The following is a 16,006-nucleotide window of genomic DNA, read 5'->3' on the forward strand; positions in this document are numbered from 1 at the left end:
TATTCTTCCTTGTGTAATTCCTATTGCTTATCGTACCAGTGTTACCGTACCTTCCAGTTTAAACTGCTTAAGGTTTTCAGCCACCAGCAAGTAGAAGTATGTACCAGCAGGAGCAGGGTTTCCGTTAAAATCACCGTTCCAACGGTCTTCAGGTCGGCTGCCTTCAAACATCAGTTTGCCCCAACGGTCAAAAATCTTAAAGCTGTATTGGGTAAATGTTCCCTTAGTAATGGCTCCGAAATTGTCGTTAACACCGTCCCCTTCGGGTGAGAATACATTAGGGATGGTTATCCCTTCGTACACGGTTACTATTTTTTCGATAGTGTCCACACAGCCTTTATCGTTCACCACAATAAGGGTAACTTTAAACTGGCCTGGGGTTTCAAATGTGTGTTTAAGGGGATTATCAACAGATTCTTTGCCCTCAACAATCCATTTAAACGAGCTGATGTTTAGTGTTTTGTTGGTGGCGATAATATCCAAGGGCACAAAACCTTGCTGGGGAGTGAAGTCAAAATCAGCATTGGGGTTATTGTTCACCAATATTTGCACGGTATCAGCGTAGTTGGCGCAATCGGTTACTTTAAACCAATACGAGGCATTTGTTGAAGGTTGTACAGTGATTGTCGGCGTAGTTTCGTTGGTACTCCACATACCGGGTAGCGAACCGCTTACATTAAGGGTAACTTTTTCGCCCCTGCATATATTAATAACCGGACCGGGGAAAATTGTATCTCCGGGATTGGTAATAACATCCACCAGTTGGTCTATCTCATTGTAGCATCCGTTAGCATCCGTATAGCTGTACTTAACAGAGTGCGAACCTGCTCCCAATGTTTTGGGATTGAATGAGTTGGTATTGGTTCCGTTTACCGTAAACTGCCCGCCCATTGGCGTACCTGATAGCTGAATTAAATCATCTGAGCTACAGTACTGAGTGTTAAGACCGTTAATGGCTACGGGAGGAGGTGTACCCACAAATACGGAGTCTTTTACTTTGTTTACGCAACCGTACACAAAATCAACAAAAGTGTATTCAATTACGTGATGCTTTCCGGCTGTATAAATGGATGGGTCGAATGTATTACCTGATACGGGCAAACCATCAATGGTTATTGCACCGCCGGTAGGGTTGGTTGTAATAGAAATAGGATTGCTGTTGAAGCACAGGTTTTTAGTAAGACCAACAATTTGAGGGTTTGGCAAACCCACCACAACAAAGTCTTGAGTGTCTTTTGTACTGCAATTGTTTGCATTAGTATAGGTGTATATCACCCTGTGGTTACCCAAACCTGCTGTAGCAGGGGTAAACTGTGTAGCTGCTGTATTATCTAATGTAAAGTTACCACCCGCAGGAGCTCCTGTAAGCGTTACTTGCGCGGCATCAATACAGTAGTTTGCATTTAGCCCTGTGATATTGGCCGTTGGCTTATCAATAGTGAAAGTACCTACTGCTGAATCAATACAGCTGTACGTAGGATCTTGGTAGGTATATACCAACCTGTGCGCACCCGTTGCAATTGTTTTGGGGTTTATACTAAATACAGGGTTACCGTCAAGAGTAAATATACCGCCTGTAGGGTTTGCAGTAAGGCTTACGGTAGCAGCATCGTAGCAATACACCGCGCTTAGCCCTGTAATATTAGGGTTGTTTTTTATTACATCAACCGTAGCTGTATCGGCATTAGCACATGCACCGTCACTATAATAATATACAACGGTATCTATACCTGCACGGGCAGCCAAAGCAGCAGGGTCATATTTAGTATCGGCAACACCGTTTACGTAGAAAATACCGCCTGTAGGTGTTCCGGTTAATACTACTTCAGGCTCGCCTGCGCAATAAAAACTGTTCATCCCGCCAAGGGTAACCACCAAGGTATTGTTTACATCACTCTTTTTGGTATCGCTTGCAGGACAACCGATTGAATCTGTATAAGCATAGATAACGGTATGAGTGCCTAATCCCAAAGTACCGGGATTAAAAACCGAGTCTGGCACACCGTTAATGGTAAATATACCTCCGGCGGGAGTTCCTTTTAGTTTAAAGGATGGTGCCGCGGGGCAATACTGTCCGCCTAAATTATCAATAGCGGCAGTAGGCATATATATAGTAAAATCAACTGTATCAGTTGCCGTGCAACCGCCTACGGTTGTATCGGTATATTTATATACTACGTAGTGACTACCTAATGAGAAGGTGGAAGGGTCAATGGTATTTTGCTGAGTACCGTCAACATAAAAAGTACCACCTGTGGGCGTACCCGTAAGAGTTACCACTGAGCCCGATTGACAAATTTTATTAGAAAGACCTGTAATGGTGGTAGGAGGTGCAGGCAAAATGGTTATTTGCTTAAACACTGTATCAACCTTACCGCAAAGGCCGTCAACCATAAAGGTTACTTTATAAGTACCCGCGCTCCTAAAAGCATGGGCAGCCACCATTGTTTTTAAAATAGGTGAACCGTCACCAAAATCCCAACGCGGGTTTTTGTAGCAGCTTGATAATGAAGTATTGAAAAACGCTGGAGCGTTTTGGCAAATAGTATCAGGGGCAGTAACGCTTAAAGGATTAAGAGCAGGAGCTTCACCTATAACTAATGAATCCAGTGCAAAACCTTCAGCTGTACATTGCGAACCTGTTGAGGTAAATGCCCAACGGAACATTACGCTTGGCTGACCTGCCAGCATATTAAGACAGCGTTTTGCCTCAGCCCATCCACCGCAATATCCTCTGCCGCCGCAACCGCTTCCCCAGCTACCACATGGGTAACTGCGTGCGTTACCGCTCCAACCGCCAAGGTTATACCAGTTTTTAGTTTCGCAGTTATCAGCATCAGCATTAGAACCTAAGTTGTTCCAAGTACCTCCACCGTTTGTAGAGTATTGCATGGTAACTACCTCCCAGCTATATTCTACCTCAACTACAAACTGAAAGGCTATGTAGGGTGTTTTAAGATTAGTGAAATCGTAGCAAGGCGATGTTAAATAAGAAACGTCGCTATTGGCGTATAGTCCGGTAAGACCACCGTTTGTCCAGCTATTAACACCGTGGGCTGATTGGCCTGTGTTGGGTTTATTCCTTGCACCCCAAATCCAAGTTGAGTTAGTTCCACCGGCAGTAAAACCGCCGTTGTTGCTTTCAAAACTTTCAAAGTAAGGAAACGATGATACTTTAGGTACATAAACAAATACCGAAGTATCATTTGCCCTTGTTGGGTCGCCCGGCAAACTGGTATATACCTTTAAGGTATTTACTCCACCTGTTAAGGTGTTTAGTTTGGTTGCAAAGGTGTAGTTTATAGAACCCGCAGTTGCAATACTAGCTCCTGTGTAGGTTTCGGTAACTACAGAACCTCCGTTAAGGCTATACGAAATATCAAAGTTGGTAATAGCTGCACCTGAGATGTTTGCCACCCTAACAACCACACTATCGGTGCGGGGTGCATTGGTACAGTTTAGGGCTGTAGTAGGATATATTACATTAGTAACAGCCAGGTTATTCTGGCCGTTTACCAGAATAGCCGAGAACAATATCAGAACAACAAACAACGATTTGTAAAAACCTTTATACATGATTTCAAAAAAATTTGCCCGACAAAAGTATAGAGGTCGTATAGCGTAAAAGTTATGCAATGGTTACGGTGTAAGAACACCACCTCTTTTTTAGAAAGCACCCCAAAACCAAAACCGAATACAGACTATTTTTGGTAGTATAAAATCTATATATCAACACATTAAAAAAAAAATAATTTAGATTTTAAAACTAGAAAACGGATAGCACAGTGGATTATTTTTAGGCTTTAACACCCGCATTAAATACAGTAAAGGTTCTCTTAATATTAGCCATGAAAGAAACGGCCTAAAATGAGAGAAACCCCGCTGCCCTAATGCATCCGGGGTTTCTAAAGTGAGTTAGTAGTAAATACAGGTATTATATCCGCAGTTACTTAAAACCTAATCAGTTTATACAGCTGTTGGTTATTGATGTTCTTAATCCGTTCCAACTCGGCGTTGTAGCCGGAAAAATCCTTGGCGGCAAGGTGTTGCTTGGTGATTTTTATAATCTCTTTAATAGGCTTAACGTAAGTATCTTCAAAGTTAAAACGAGAGATGACCCTTGTAAGCAAGCCCAGTTCAGAGTTGATTAATGCATAATCACCTGTTTGGGTATAGTTGTAGATATTAAGAATCACGTTTTCTACAGCAATCCAGCAGGTATTATTGTTAAGACTGTTGAAATACTTGCGCGACTTAAGCAGCATTGCCGAGCTTTTGTTATAATCACTGATGTAAAACTCTTTCACTGCCATCAGGTAGTAAAAGTAATTCTTCATTGTGTTGCTAAAGTATTCCAGCTTCTCTTGTGAAAGCAACTGGGTAATTTGCGACGATAATGCCGAACGGTTCCAAATATCAACTTTGCTAAGCACCGACATGAAGATAAAATAGAAGATGGTACACTCAAACATCTTAAATCCGGTAACCGTATTAATCTGCTCCATAATGTACTTCTGCGTATGCTCAAATTGCTCTTGCGCACCTGTTAGGTAATAATACTTACTAAAAAGGCACTGTATAGCAATGTTGCAATTGGGGTAACGGTTTAGCAAAAACGAGTTATGGTAGAGCTTGTGCAACAATACCAACTCTTTTAATATCTCTTTACTGTCGGCAGTTTCTTTACTTACAGGATATGTAAGACGCAGGGTAAGTTTTGCACTCAGGTATAAAAACGACGATGATTTACAATGTAAGAATTCATCCACTTGTTTCACTTGCTCAAGCGCATCCTTTGCCTCGTTATAAAAGTAAGAGTTGTTAAAATAGAAGAGGTCTTGCGTATCCAACAACTTAGTGTAGAAAAGCTCTTCCAGCTTCATCATGGTTTTCTGCTTGAAATCAGCATCCGTCATCAGGCTTTTATACTGCTGCATCTTTTTCTTATCATGCCTGTACAGCATCATAAAACAGAAGTAAATCTCCTTCAACTCAGCAAACAACTCCAGCTCAAAGCATTTCTTTTCTATCCGTTGCAGTTCCCGCACCAACGTTGTAGCATCGTGTGAGTACACCAACCCGCGAAGGTTTTGCACCTTCTCTTTAGTGATGATAACCTCGTTCTTCTCAATCTCAATCTTTACGCTTATCACATCTTCGTACAAACGGTTCTTAAGGGTATAAAAACCGGCCGGTTTATCCGCATAGCCCAGTTTCTCAATTATCTCTTTCAAATCCGTTTCATCGCTCTCATACACGTAATTAAGCAAACGCGATTTTTGGGCTTGCTTGCCAATACGTTTTTTAAGCAAAATCATCTCTTTTGCGGTCATGTTTTTAACCGCATTAAATAGGTAATCCATCGTAGTTTTTCAGTGCAACCCGCAATCATACTTATTAAAGATAATGAGCGTGTTACATCCGAGAAACGTAACAAAATGATAACCCCTTCTTAATGTAAAGAAAGCCCGTTTTATAACGAAAGAAGAAATGTATTAGAGTTATTAATAGAGAGGATTTTAAGCAACTGAGATAATAATAAGTAATACTCCAAGGGCTAAGTAAACCCAAGGCATAATATCAAACTTTGTTCTAGCAAATGTGATATCAGAATAATCTTGCGGGTTACAATAAATCAAGCATTCTGAACTGCTTTTAAGACCTGACTTGTTAACTGTATAATTAAATGGCGCGTAAAAATAAAACAACCCCTCTCTGTATTTAACTCTTTGCGCATAGCTCTTTCCGTCAACACGATATGAAATATCTACAACTTCAATCCAACCCATATCACCTGAACCATATTCAACACATTCAATTGCTATTGAGTGAACAATCGCTTTAGCCTCCAACCAACCTGACAATCTTTTTGATTGAAAAAAAAGTCTAACCGACATAAATACTGTATAACATCCCAAAAAGGATAAAAAGTACATCATGTATAAATATTCTTTAACCGACTATATAATGCACTTTTACCCCGCCCAATTCTCTCTATCCAAACTGCGGAACTGGATGGCTTCAGCAAGGTGTTCGGGGCGTATTTCTTCGCTGGCGGCAAGGTCGGCAATAGTTCGGCTTACTTTTAAGATACGATCGTAAGCACGCGCCGAAAGCTGCAAACGTTCCATGGCTGTTTTCAGTAGTTTCTGCCCCACAGCACTTATCTGGCAAATCTCCTGTACTTTACTACTGCTCATCATGGCATTGCTATACACAGCAGGATTTCCCTTAAACCGCTCGGTTTGGATATCGCGGGCTTTCAGCACCCGTTCCCTAACCTCTAAACTATTCTCAGCTTTGCGCTGCTCCGATAACTGGTCGAAACTAACGGGGGTAACCTCAATATGTATGTCAATCCTGTCCAACAACGGCCCACTCACTTTGCTCAAATACTTTTGTACAACACCGGGGGCACATACGCAATCCTTATCGGGGTGGTTATAATATCCGCACGGACACGGGTTCATAGCAGCAACCAACATAAAGCTGGCAGGGTAATCCACTGAAAATTTTGCCCGACTGATGGTTACTCTGCGTTCCTCCAAAGGCTGGCGCATTACTTCAAGCACGGTACGCTTAAACTCAGGCAATTCATCCAAAAACAATACTCCGTTATGGGCCAATGAAATTTCGCCCGGTTGGGGTACTGCCCCCCCGCCTACCAGTGCCACATCACTAATAGTGTGGTGCGGCGACCGAAACGGACGTATGGGCGTTAACCCCACGTTTTGCGCAAGCTTACCAGCCACCGAGTGTATTTTGGTAGTTTCAAGAGCTTCGTGAAGTGTAAGCGGAGGCAATATGCTGGGCAAACGTTTGGCAAGCATTGTTTTGCCGCTACCCGGCGGGCCTATCATTATTACGTTGTGTCCGCCTGCGGCAGCAATTTCAAGCGCACGTTTAATGTTTTCCTGCCCTTTTACATCGGCAAAATCAAACTCTACATTGGCTTGCTGCTCGGCAAACTCGCGGCGGGTATCTACTTCAAAACGCTCAATGGCACCTTCATCCCCGTTAAAAAAACTCACCACTTCGCCCAAGTGATTAGCTCCGTACACCTTAAAATCAGCTACAATAGCAGCTTCGCGTGCATTTTGCACAGGTAATATAAACCCTTCAAAACCCTCTTTGCGGGCTTGTATAGCTATGGGTAGTGCACCCTTAATGGGCTTCAAACTGCCGTCCAACGATAGTTCACCCATTATCAGGTATTTACCCAGCTTTTCAATTTCAGTTACTTGGTCTGATACGGCCAACATAGCCGCAGCTATGGTTAAATCATACGCTGAACCTTCTTTGCGTATATCGGCAGGCGCCATGTTTATCACCACCTTTTTGCGAGGCAATTTTAATCCCGCATTTTTAAATGCAGTTTCTATGCGCCATTGACTTTCCTTTACGGCATTATCAGGCAAGCCTATTAAAAAATAGCCCGCTCCCTCCCCTGCATTCACCTCTACAGTAATGGTTTGTGCATTTACTCCATATACGGCACTTCCGTAAGTTTTTACCAGCATTGCTACCCTTGAAATTTTTGGTAAATGTATTTATTTCTCTGTATAAAGGGTATAAAAACATCATAGAAGGCTTGTACTTAATTCAATACTATAGTGCTTATATAAAAAATTACACTATCTTTGGTGTGATTAGCTTGCGGCTAGTAATGTCGACTCCTCAAAAAGCCGCCTATCATTCTACCCCCTCTCTGCTCCGGCAAATTATCACCGCACTGCACAACCAATTCGCAAACAAACGAGTAAATGCTGCCTTAGGTGTCCCTTTCAACACAGTTTATGGTTATACATATAAAATACATGGTGAGTTTACGCTGCAAAATGGTAGTGAAAAACGAGCTGAAACTTCTTGGCTTGCATTACATTTTTGTGGATCTTGGAATGGTTGAAGTATTAGAAGAAATTACTCCCGACCAATTACAGTTACTCAAAATAAGTCTTAAAAAATCAGGACTGGAACTATTGGATGACAAAAAAAGCATTCTAATAGAAAAGATAAAAAATGTGGTTACTGAGATGATACATTACTCTGACGAATTGCCCAAAGCAAATTACTCAGACTACATCAGCGAGAAACTAAATTTGGATTATACCTACTTGTCTAACATTTTTTCGGAAGTGAAGGGAATAACCCTACAGCAGTATATCATCATCCACAAGATTGAACGGGTGAAAGAATTACTGTTGTATGACGAGCTTAACCTAACCGAAATATCATACAAACTGCACTACAGCAGTGTGGCGCATCTATCCAACCAGTTTAAAAAAATTACAGGGCTTTCGCCTACTTATTACAAGAAATTAGGCCAAAAAAGAAAAAGCAATTTAGAAAACATGTGATTTGTGTAACAGATTACAAATGTTGTGTAACAAGTTGTTATTAAAACGCCTGCATCTTTGTAGTGTAGTTAAATTATTAACCACACTAAATAAAAATAATTATGGATACCCAAAAAAAACCAGCAGAAGCATTTAAAGTGTCAGGAGACTGGGGAATGCAAACAAGGCTACTGAAGGAGAAATACCCTCAACTAACGGATGCCGATTTGAAATTTGAAATGGGTAAAGAAACCGACCTATTGGGAAGGATTGAAAAAAGGCTGAATAAAAATCGCGAAGAGGTTATTAATATCCTAAAAAAAGGATTTCCTGAAAAAGCTTAAATTCATCTTTATTAATTGATAACGCGATATTTTATAGCTATTGCAAGCCTTTAAAAAAGAGAATTTAATAGACAAAGGGCGGAGCCTTAAAACTCTGCCCTTTTAAAAAACAACACCCGTTATTGTGGAAAATGCAGATTTTGAAAGCGCTAGAGTTTTTATCATTGTAGAAATTCTTGAATACATACCCAACTCGGTAGTAATTAAAACAATTATCAGAAAAACAACCGGCAATATTAGTGCTGTTTCATTTGACACCGGAGAAGCATTAACTGAAAAAATTTCACCGTTTGATACTTTCATACAGGTAATTGATGGAAAGGCTGAAGTGGTTATTAATGATGTTTCGCACCTTCTAAACACAGGACAATCAATCATTATACCTGCCCACTCACGCAATACCATTAAAGCAAATGTGAGGTTCAAAATGATCTCTACAATAATAAAAAGCGGGTACGAATAGTAAACACAGTTTAAAACAAAAAATTATGAACTCAGGAAAAATAGTATTAGGGGTTTTGGGCGGCTTAGCTGCCGGTGCATTATTGGGCATTTTACTTGCACCTGAAAAAGGGTCGGTAACAAGGAAAAATATAATGAATAAAGGCGAAGACTACCTTGACGGGCTTAAAGGCAAATTTGACGAGCTAATGGCTGCAATTACGGATAAGTATGAGAGTGTGAAAGACGAACTAAAAGACGTGGCTGCTGATGAACAAGCAGGCAACAAAGCCGGAAAACAGTTGTAACCAATTTTTCACCTAAACTATTAAGCATGCCGGAAACCACTACAGCTGAAGCAACACCCATTGAAATACTTTTTGAAGAAGCCGCTGCCTATAGCAAAACCACAATAGAGCTAATACGGCTGGTGGCCATAAGCAAAACAGCCGATTTACTATCGCTGATAACAGCGGGTTTGGTAATAACACTTATTACAGCAGTATTTGCAGTATTTATGAATATAGGTGTTGCCATGTGGTTAGGTGAGGTATTGGGTAAACTATATTATGGGTATTTTATTGTAGGAGGATTTTATGGATTATTAGCATTATTACTTGTAGGCCTTCGCAAGCAATTAATTATACGTCCTATAAATAATGCCATTATAACATTGTTACAAAAAGATGTATGAAAAGCAAAAGTGATGTGTTGAATGAGAAAATACTTCTTTTAAAAAACACACAAGCAACGCAACTAAAACTGCTTACACAGCAACTGGATGCCACTTACCAAAGCCTTAGACCAATTAATCTTTTAAAAACCACGCTACACGAAGTAGCAACAGCACCCGAATTAAAAACCACATTGATAAATAATGCAATAGGTTTAGCAATGGGTTATCTTTCAAAGAAAATAATAACGGGCTCATCGCACAATCCCATGATAAAAATGGGAGGACTCTTGTTACAATTCACCATTGCCAATATCGCCTCAAAACATCCGGAAGCTATAAAAGCAGCCGGAAAAAATATCTTTAAGATATTTTTTGGCCGAGAGGATGTAGAAGTATAATCACACCTTTTTTAAACATTAATTATATCCTAAGGGATAAAACAAGTGATTAATGTAACTTATCACCAAACAAGTGTAACACATACAATTTAAAACAGTTGCAACTTTGTACTCTTAATGTGAACTATCAACGTCTTAAATTTTTTAAAAAATCATGAAAATAAATAAATTAATAGTAATGGCATCAATAATACTAATGATAATTATGATCATTACAGGCTGTAGCTCTCCGGCAAAGAAGGTTGAAAACGCCCAAAGCGACGTAGAAAAAGCCAACAGAGAACTTGAGCAAGCCAACAAAGACTATATAGCTGATATAGAAGCCTATAAAAAAGAAACGAATGAAAAAATACTTGCGAATGACCGCACACTTTCTGAGTTTAATACGCGAATAGAAGCTGAAAAAATTGCAGTGAAAAAAGATTATACAAAAAAAATCGCTGAGCTGGATCAAAAAAACAGCGACATGAAAAAAAGGTTAGACGAATATACCTTAGAAGGTAAAGACAAATGGGAGATTTTTAAAGCGCAATATGCCCGTGATATGGAGGAGCTAAACAAAGCCTTTGCAGATTTAACCGCTAAAAACACTAAATAATTTACACGCCATTAAACACAAAAAATCATGAAAAAATCACTTATTATAATATGCGTGTTACTACTTTCTTTTAGTAACACATTACTTGCCCAAGGCGAGAATGATGACAATATTGACATGCGCGAAAAACTTACCTTCGGGATAAAAGCCGGCATCAATTATTCTAATGTTTGGGACGAACAAGGACAGGATTTTGAGGCCGACCCAAGGGTAGGGTTTGCGGGGGGAGTATTCTTAGGAATACCAATAGGTAAATACCTTGGTGTGCAGCCTGAGCTTTTGCTTTCGCAAAAAGGATTTCAAGGCGGCGGAACATTACTGGGCAATCCCTACTCGTTCTCTAAAACAACAACATATATTGATGTGCCTATAATGCTGCAAATAAAACCTATTGAGTATTTAAGCATTGTTTTCGGACCCCAATATTCATACCTGATAAACGAAAAAAACAAATACACGTTTGGGGCAAACAGCACTGAGCAGGAAAGAGAATTTGAAAACGATAATGTGCGCAAAAACGTGCTTGGTTTTGTAGTGGGCGGCGATATTAACGTCTCACACATTGTACTTTCAGGCAGGATGGCATGGGATTTTCAAACAAACAATGGCGATGGCTCATCATCAACACCACGCTACAAAAACCAATGGCTACAAATAACTATTGGTTTTAGATTGTAAGTAATACCGATTGGTATTACTTAGTACATAAAATAAAAATATGAAAAAATTAATTTTAATAACACTCTTACTATTCTCAACAGTATTTACTGCACTTTACGCTCAAACTACTACTACCACAACCACTACGGTTACAACCACAAAAAGCGGTTACAGCACAAAGTATGGCAAAACATTAAATGCGGGTATAGGAATAGGTTATTATGGATATGTAAACCGCTCTTTGCCCGTATTCCATCTTAACTACGAGCTGGATGTTGCAAAAAACTTCACCTTAGCCCCTTTCATAAGTTTTTACAGCTATACCAATGAGTATTATTGGGGAAGTAATAACCACCCCTACAGAAACTACCGCTACCGCGAAACGGTGATACCTATCGGCTTAAAAGGTTCTTACTATTTTGATGATATACTTGCTGCAAACTCTAGTTGGGATTTTTACCTAGCCGGTTCATTAGGCTTTGCCATTGTGAACAGAAGCTGGGACAGCGATTACAACGGTGATAAAGATTATTACAAAGGGGCTCGTCCCTTGTACTTAGATATTCACGTAGGTACTGAGTATCACTTTAACAACAGGGTTGGCGCATTCCTTGATTTATCAAGCGGGGTATCTACTATCGGTTTAGCCTTTCACCATTAACAGTTAAAAAATAAATTATGGGAAATTTACTATATGCAATCGCCATTGTACTAGTAGTTGTTTGGGCAGTGGGGTTTTTAGGTTACAATGCAGGGGCCCTTATACACATTCTGCTGGTAATAGCCATAGTTGCTATCTTATTGCGCCTAATAAAAGGAAAAAATACTCTTTAAGCAGGTACTGAGCAGCTTGGGAAAGTATGTCTTTACCACTTGAAAGTGTGTGTAAAACAGGGAGGGTTTGGAAACAGACCCTCCTTTACTTTTTGTACGATACTGCCAATTCCATTATCTCTTCAATAATTTCAATCTGAATATCAGTATTAGGGTCTACAGGTAGTATTTTCATCCGCGCACGGTTGCCGGTTTGCAAGGCATGGTGGCTTATCTTATCTCCGTCAACTATCAAAATATACGGCCATTGCGTTTTCTTATCTACCCACAAATAACACAAGCGTTTCCCTTTGTAAGTAAACAAAGGCATTCCGTAATTCAGGGTTTCCTCAATGCTATTGTGGCAGTTTAGTATAATATCACGCAAAGCCAGTAAGCAACTTTGTTGCGGCTCAGTTTTTTGAAAGTAAAAGCCGGTAAGTGCTTCGTTCATTTATCTAATACTTGAAATTATTAACCCATACAAGATGGTATGGTTTGTGTAATCTTTTATTTTACGGTAAAAGTACTTAATTTGCCCCGAAAGCAGTATTGCACACACTGCTTTCACTTAAGGAGTATTGAATTTTATTAAACCTCACGCGATGAAAAAAACCATACTGTTACTTTTAATTATAGCCGTAGGATTGCCGGCGGCTATTGCACAAAAATTTAGCTTTGATTTTGACGCAAAGGCTACTGATTATGCAAGCATAGGCAAACGTAAGCTAGCTGTTGAACTGCTTGAGGAAGACGGCAGGGCTATAGCAAAGTTTACCAGAAACAAAGAAGATTACCCAAAGGGCGTTGAGAATTATCAGAAGTATGTGAAATCATACAATGAGAACATGAAGAACTTGATGCCCAAGTTTTGGAAACTGAATGCCACCATTGAGTTTAAAACGCCTAAAGAAATAAAAAAACTGATTGAGGCACGTGATAAGGATTATGTGATTTTGCAAGCAAAAGAAGTTGGTGGCGGCGAAGAATACATTACCCGTTTTGACGGTACTGCTATCTCGTTGATTTTGTTTAGAGCTGAAAAAAGCGGAACGATAGATTACAAAACAATGTTGCCTTATTCATCATCTCGCAACGACCAATGTAATACTACCCCTGATTTTACTTTTACCATCCAATCTGCTGCTGCAAATATTGAATACATGATGGAAAAGAAAACCACAGCTACTTTTCCTGATTTTATGGAGACTAAAGCCATTGCTAATTGCAAAGATTTGAAGGATAAAACATTGCTTCTTGAGCCTGATGTGTTATCGCCCAAAGCGGATAAGAAAACCATTAAGGAGTATTATGAAAAGAAGTTTGAGGTTTTGAAAAAAGACCTTAGCCTTGTAAACAATGCTGTTGAAACACAAGACCCTGCTATGTGCTACGTTGTTTTGATACCTTACAGCACCTACCAAAACCCATTTGCCAGCGAACCAAGAACCTATGTACTTTGCTACAAGCTTATTGTGAATGCTGCCGACGGCAAAATAATGAACTACATGGAAGGCAAAGCTAAAAACGGTGATGATGTATCGCTGTTGCAAGAAAAAGACTTTAAACAACTAAACAGCTGCGATAAGTAATACCGTAGCCGTTATATATGCAAAAGCCCTTTGTTTGTGAAACAAAGGGCTTTTTTATTGCCTTATAAAACAAAAAAATCCCCTGTTGGTGAACAGGGGATTTACAGTTATTTGTTATTAAAAGATAAATATTACAAGTGTATGCACTCACCGTAGGCTTGTGCAGTAGCTTCCATAATGGCTTCGCTCATTGTGGGGTGAGGGTGAACTGATTTTATGATTTCGTGGCCGGTAGTTTCCAGTTTACGTGCAGCAACAACCTCAGCAATCATTTCGGTTACGTTAGCACCAATAAAGTGCGCACCCAACCATTCGCCGTATTTGGCATCAAAAATCACTTTTACAAAGCCTTCTTTAGCTCCGGCAGCACTTGCCTTACCTGAAGCTGAAAATGGGAATTTACCCACTTTAATTTCGTATCCGGCTTCTTTAGCTGCTTTTTCGGTATAACCCACTGAAGCAACTTCGGGCCAGCAATAGGTACAACCGGGTATGTTGTTATAATCCAAAGGCTCAACGTGTACACCTGCAATTTTCTCAACACAGATAATACCTTCTGCGCTGGCTACGTGTGCCAAAGCGGGGCCTTTTACAATATCACCGATAGCATATACGCCATCAATGTTGGTTTTATAAAAATCATCTACCAATACTTTGCCTTTATCGGTTTTTACACCAACAGTTTCAAGGCCGATGTTTTCAAGGTTGGTTTGGATTCCTACAGCACTTAGTACCACATCGCATTCCAATTGCACATTACCGGTTTTAGTTTTTACGGTTACTTTGCAACCTGCGCCGCTGGTATCAACACCTTCAACACTGCTTTCGGTCATTATTTCAATGCCTTTTTTCTTGTATTCTTTAGCAAGTGTTTTAGATACCTCTTCGTCTTCAATTGGTAAAATGTTAGGCATAAACTCAACGATGGTAACTTTAGTACCCATAGCGTTGTAGAAGTATGCAAACTCACAACCAATAGCACCGCTACCTATTACTACCATGCTTTTTGGTAGTTGGGGCAATACCATTGCATCGTGGTAACCAACAATCTTTTTACCGTCAATTTTCACATTAGGCAACTCGCGGCTGCGGGCACCTGTAGCAAGTATAATATGCTTTGCTGTGTGAAGTTCTTTTTTGCCATCAGCAGCAGTTACTTCAACACTGCCTTTTGAAGCTAATTTTCCAAAACCTGCCAAAACGGTGATTTTGTTTTTCTTCATTAAGAAAGAAATACCCTTGCTCATACCGTTTGCAACATCGCGAGAGCGTTGGATAATATTGCCAAACTCAGGTTTTGAGTCTGAAACGGTAATACCATAATCAGATGCGTGTTTAATGTATTCAAACACTTGTGCTGATTTCAACAGGGCTTTGGTAGGGATACAACCCCAGTTAAGACATACACCGCCAATTTCAGATTTCTCAACAATGGCAACGTTCATACCCAACTGTGCTGCACGAATGGCTGCAACGTACCCACCGGGGCCGCTTCCTATTACTATTACGTCAAAATTCATATTCAAAAGTTGTTTAAAAGCGGTGCAAAATAACGCATTTTAATTGATATGGCATTGATGTATATCAATGCCCCATGTTTGATATAAAAACAGCCCAAGCATGAAACTGTTTCATGCTTGGGCTGCACTATTATTATTAAATAAATACTATTAGCCTATACGTACCGCATCAGGCACAAAGCGCTTGTAATCACCGCCGTATAATATCACATCACGCACCATTTTTGAACTTATGGCTGTGTTTTCAGGCATCGAAAGCAAAAACACAGTCTCCAACTCAGGCCAAAGGCTTTTGTTTATCTGGGCAATCTGGTATTCGTAATCGTAATCCGTTACTGAGCGCAATCCGCGCAAAATGTATTTAGCTTCTTTAAACTTACAAAAGTCAACCGTCAACCCATTATAGTGGTCGGCAGTAACTTTAGGCTCATCCTTAAAAATTTCTTTTATCCAACCAATCCTTTTATCCATATCAAAAAGGTGCTTCTTATCCGTATTACGGCCAATAGCAATAATAATTTCATCAAAAAGAGGCAAGGCACGGTTAATAATTTCTACGTGGCCTATGGTAATGGGGTCAAAAGTACCGGGGAATATTGCTCGTTTCATAATCGGTATAATTATATCG

The 16,006-nt window shown here is 39.9% G+C and carries 18 protein-coding genes; 11 read left to right on the forward strand and 7 right to left on the reverse strand.

Annotated features, from left to right (window positions below; all coding sequences use genetic code 11):
• Positions 1-27 precede the first annotated feature (27 nt).
• From F9K23_10975 to F9K23_10990, 4 genes are all read right to left on the reverse strand, one after another.
• Positions 28-3,576 (reverse strand): T9SS type B sorting domain-containing protein, encoded by a 3,549-nt coding sequence (locus F9K23_10975; protein ID KAB2915363.1) that lies wholly within the window; start codon positions 3,574-3,576, stop codon positions 28-30.
• 374 nt (positions 3,577-3,950) lie between these two features.
• On the reverse strand, positions 3,951-5,363 hold the full coding sequence (locus F9K23_10980; protein ID KAB2915364.1) for a hypothetical protein: 1,413 nt from the start codon (positions 5,361-5,363) through the stop codon (positions 3,951-3,953).
• 156 nt (positions 5,364-5,519) lie between these two features.
• Positions 5,520-5,939 carry a hypothetical protein gene (locus F9K23_10985; GenBank protein ID KAB2915365.1) on the reverse strand — a complete coding sequence of 140 codons (420 nt, stop codon included), beginning with the start codon at positions 5,937-5,939 and terminating at the stop codon, positions 5,520-5,522.
• Between the two features lie 36 nt (positions 5,940-5,975).
• Positions 5,976-7,520, reverse strand: a complete 1,545-nt coding sequence (locus F9K23_10990; GenBank protein KAB2915366.1) for a YifB family Mg chelatase-like AAA ATPase — start codon at positions 7,518-7,520, stop codon at positions 5,976-5,978.
• A gap of 297 nt (positions 7,521-7,817) precedes the next feature.
• Here F9K23_10990 and F9K23_10995 point away from each other — a divergent pair, with 297 nt between their 5' ends.
• The 10 genes from F9K23_10995 (at position 7,818) to F9K23_11040 (ending at position 12,287) form a co-directional block, all read left to right on the forward strand.
• Entirely contained in the window at positions 7,818-8,357 is a 540-nt protein-coding gene (locus tag F9K23_10995) for a helix-turn-helix transcriptional regulator (protein ID KAB2915461.1), read from the forward strand.
• Positions 8,358-8,458: 101 nt separating this feature from the next.
• Positions 8,459-8,680, forward strand: coding sequence for a hypothetical protein (locus F9K23_11000; protein ID KAB2915367.1), 222 nt, complete (start codon positions 8,459-8,461; stop codon positions 8,678-8,680).
• Positions 8,681-8,804: 124 nt separating this feature from the next.
• Positions 8,805-9,143 (forward strand): cupin domain-containing protein, encoded by a 339-nt coding sequence (locus F9K23_11005; GenBank protein KAB2915368.1) that lies wholly within the window; start codon positions 8,805-8,807, stop codon positions 9,141-9,143.
• Between the two features lie 25 nt (positions 9,144-9,168).
• The gene (locus F9K23_11010) at positions 9,169-9,429 is read left to right on the forward strand and encodes a YtxH domain-containing protein (GenBank protein ID KAB2915369.1); all 261 of its coding nucleotides are present in this window, start codon (positions 9,169-9,171) and stop codon (positions 9,427-9,429) included.
• A gap of 26 nt (positions 9,430-9,455) precedes the next feature.
• Positions 9,456-9,815 carry a hypothetical protein gene (locus tag F9K23_11015; GenBank protein KAB2915370.1) on the forward strand — a complete coding sequence of 120 codons (360 nt, stop codon included), beginning with the start codon at positions 9,456-9,458 and terminating at the stop codon, positions 9,813-9,815.
• Entirely contained in the window at positions 9,812-10,195 is a 384-nt protein-coding gene (locus tag F9K23_11020; protein KAB2915371.1) for a hypothetical protein, read from the forward strand. The genes F9K23_11015 and F9K23_11020 overlap by 4 nt, the downstream gene beginning before the upstream one ends.
• Before the next feature lie 154 nt (positions 10,196-10,349).
• Positions 10,350-10,793, forward strand: a complete 444-nt coding sequence (locus tag F9K23_11025; GenBank protein KAB2915372.1) for a hypothetical protein — start codon at positions 10,350-10,352, stop codon at positions 10,791-10,793.
• Positions 10,794-10,820: 27 nt separating this feature from the next.
• The gene (locus F9K23_11030) at positions 10,821-11,471 is read left to right on the forward strand and encodes a PorT family protein (protein KAB2915373.1); all 651 of its coding nucleotides are present in this window, start codon (positions 10,821-10,823) and stop codon (positions 11,469-11,471) included.
• A gap of 40 nt (positions 11,472-11,511) precedes the next feature.
• Entirely contained in the window at positions 11,512-12,114 is a 603-nt protein-coding gene (locus F9K23_11035; protein KAB2915374.1) for a hypothetical protein, read from the forward strand.
• 17 nt (positions 12,115-12,131) lie between these two features.
• Positions 12,132-12,287, forward strand: a complete 156-nt coding sequence (locus F9K23_11040; GenBank protein ID KAB2915375.1) for a lmo0937 family membrane protein — start codon at positions 12,132-12,134, stop codon at positions 12,285-12,287.
• An 85-nt stretch (positions 12,288-12,372) separates the two neighbouring features.
• On the opposite strand, the gene F9K23_11045 is transcribed toward F9K23_11040, so the two are convergent.
• The gene (locus F9K23_11045; GenBank protein KAB2915376.1) at positions 12,373-12,720 is read right to left on the reverse strand and encodes a DUF1801 domain-containing protein; all 348 of its coding nucleotides are present in this window, start codon (positions 12,718-12,720) and stop codon (positions 12,373-12,375) included.
• Between the two features lie 151 nt (positions 12,721-12,871).
• Between F9K23_11045 and F9K23_11050 the strand changes: the two genes are divergently transcribed.
• The gene (locus F9K23_11050; protein KAB2915377.1) at positions 12,872-13,858 is read left to right on the forward strand and encodes a hypothetical protein; all 987 of its coding nucleotides are present in this window, start codon (positions 12,872-12,874) and stop codon (positions 13,856-13,858) included.
• Between the two features lie 131 nt (positions 13,859-13,989).
• Here the strand turns inward: F9K23_11050 and lpdA are convergent, their stop codons facing one another.
• Together lpdA and coaD are read right to left on the reverse strand one after the other, a co-directional pair.
• Positions 13,990-15,378 carry a dihydrolipoyl dehydrogenase gene (gene lpdA / locus F9K23_11055; GenBank protein KAB2915378.1) on the reverse strand — a complete coding sequence of 463 codons (1,389 nt, stop codon included), beginning with the start codon at positions 15,376-15,378 and terminating at the stop codon, positions 13,990-13,992.
• Between the two features lie 150 nt (positions 15,379-15,528).
• Positions 15,529-15,987: a pantetheine-phosphate adenylyltransferase gene (gene coaD / locus F9K23_11060; protein ID KAB2915379.1), complete on the reverse strand. Its 459-nt coding sequence runs from the start codon at positions 15,985-15,987 to the stop codon at positions 15,529-15,531.
• Between the last annotated feature and the right edge of the window lie 19 nt (positions 15,988-16,006).

Source organism: Bacteroidota bacterium (assembly GCA_008933805.1).
Taxonomy (GTDB): Bacteria; Bacteroidota; Bacteroidia; order UBA8524; family UBA8524; genus SB11.

Bases quoted from the DNA above. Each gene is read 5' to 3' on its own strand.
- F9K23_11000 (KAB2915367.1), top strand. From the start codon at position 8,459: ATGGATACCCAAAAAAAACCAGCAGAAGCATTTAAAGTGTCAGGAGAC.
- F9K23_10980 (KAB2915364.1), bottom strand. From the start codon at position 5,363: ATGGATTACCTATTTAATGCGGTTAAAAACATGACCGCAAAAGAGATG.
- F9K23_10975 (KAB2915363.1), bottom strand. From the start codon at position 3,576: ATGTATAAAGGTTTTTACAAATCGTTGTTTGTTGTTCTGATATTGTTC.
- F9K23_11040 (KAB2915375.1), top strand. From the start codon at position 12,132: ATGGGAAATTTACTATATGCAATCGCCATTGTACTAGTAGTTGTTTGG.
- lpdA (KAB2915378.1), bottom strand. From the start codon at position 15,378: ATGAATTTTGACGTAATAGTAATAGGAAGCGGCCCCGGTGGGTACGTT.
- F9K23_11030 (KAB2915373.1), top strand. From the start codon at position 10,821: ATGAAAAAATCACTTATTATAATATGCGTGTTACTACTTTCTTTTAGT.
- F9K23_11035 (KAB2915374.1), top strand. From the start codon at position 11,512: ATGAAAAAATTAATTTTAATAACACTCTTACTATTCTCAACAGTATTT.
- F9K23_10985 (KAB2915365.1), bottom strand. From the start codon at position 5,939: ATGATGTACTTTTTATCCTTTTTGGGATGTTATACAGTATTTATGTCG.
- F9K23_11045 (KAB2915376.1), bottom strand. From the start codon at position 12,720: ATGAACGAAGCACTTACCGGCTTTTACTTTCAAAAAACTGAGCCGCAA.
- coaD (KAB2915379.1), bottom strand. From the start codon at position 15,987: ATGAAACGAGCAATATTCCCCGGTACTTTTGACCCCATTACCATAGGC.
- F9K23_10990 (KAB2915366.1), bottom strand. From the start codon at position 7,520: ATGCTGGTAAAAACTTACGGAAGTGCCGTATATGGAGTAAATGCACAA.
- F9K23_11010 (KAB2915369.1), top strand. From the start codon at position 9,169: ATGAACTCAGGAAAAATAGTATTAGGGGTTTTGGGCGGCTTAGCTGCC.
- F9K23_10995 (KAB2915461.1), top strand. From the start codon at position 7,818: ATGGTGAGTTTACGCTGCAAAATGGTAGTGAAAAACGAGCTGAAACTT.
- F9K23_11025 (KAB2915372.1), top strand. From the start codon at position 10,350: ATGAAAATAAATAAATTAATAGTAATGGCATCAATAATACTAATGATA.
- F9K23_11015 (KAB2915370.1), top strand. From the start codon at position 9,456: ATGCCGGAAACCACTACAGCTGAAGCAACACCCATTGAAATACTTTTT.
- F9K23_11020 (KAB2915371.1), top strand. From the start codon at position 9,812: ATGAAAAGCAAAAGTGATGTGTTGAATGAGAAAATACTTCTTTTAAAA.
- F9K23_11050 (KAB2915377.1), top strand. From the start codon at position 12,872: ATGAAAAAAACCATACTGTTACTTTTAATTATAGCCGTAGGATTGCCG.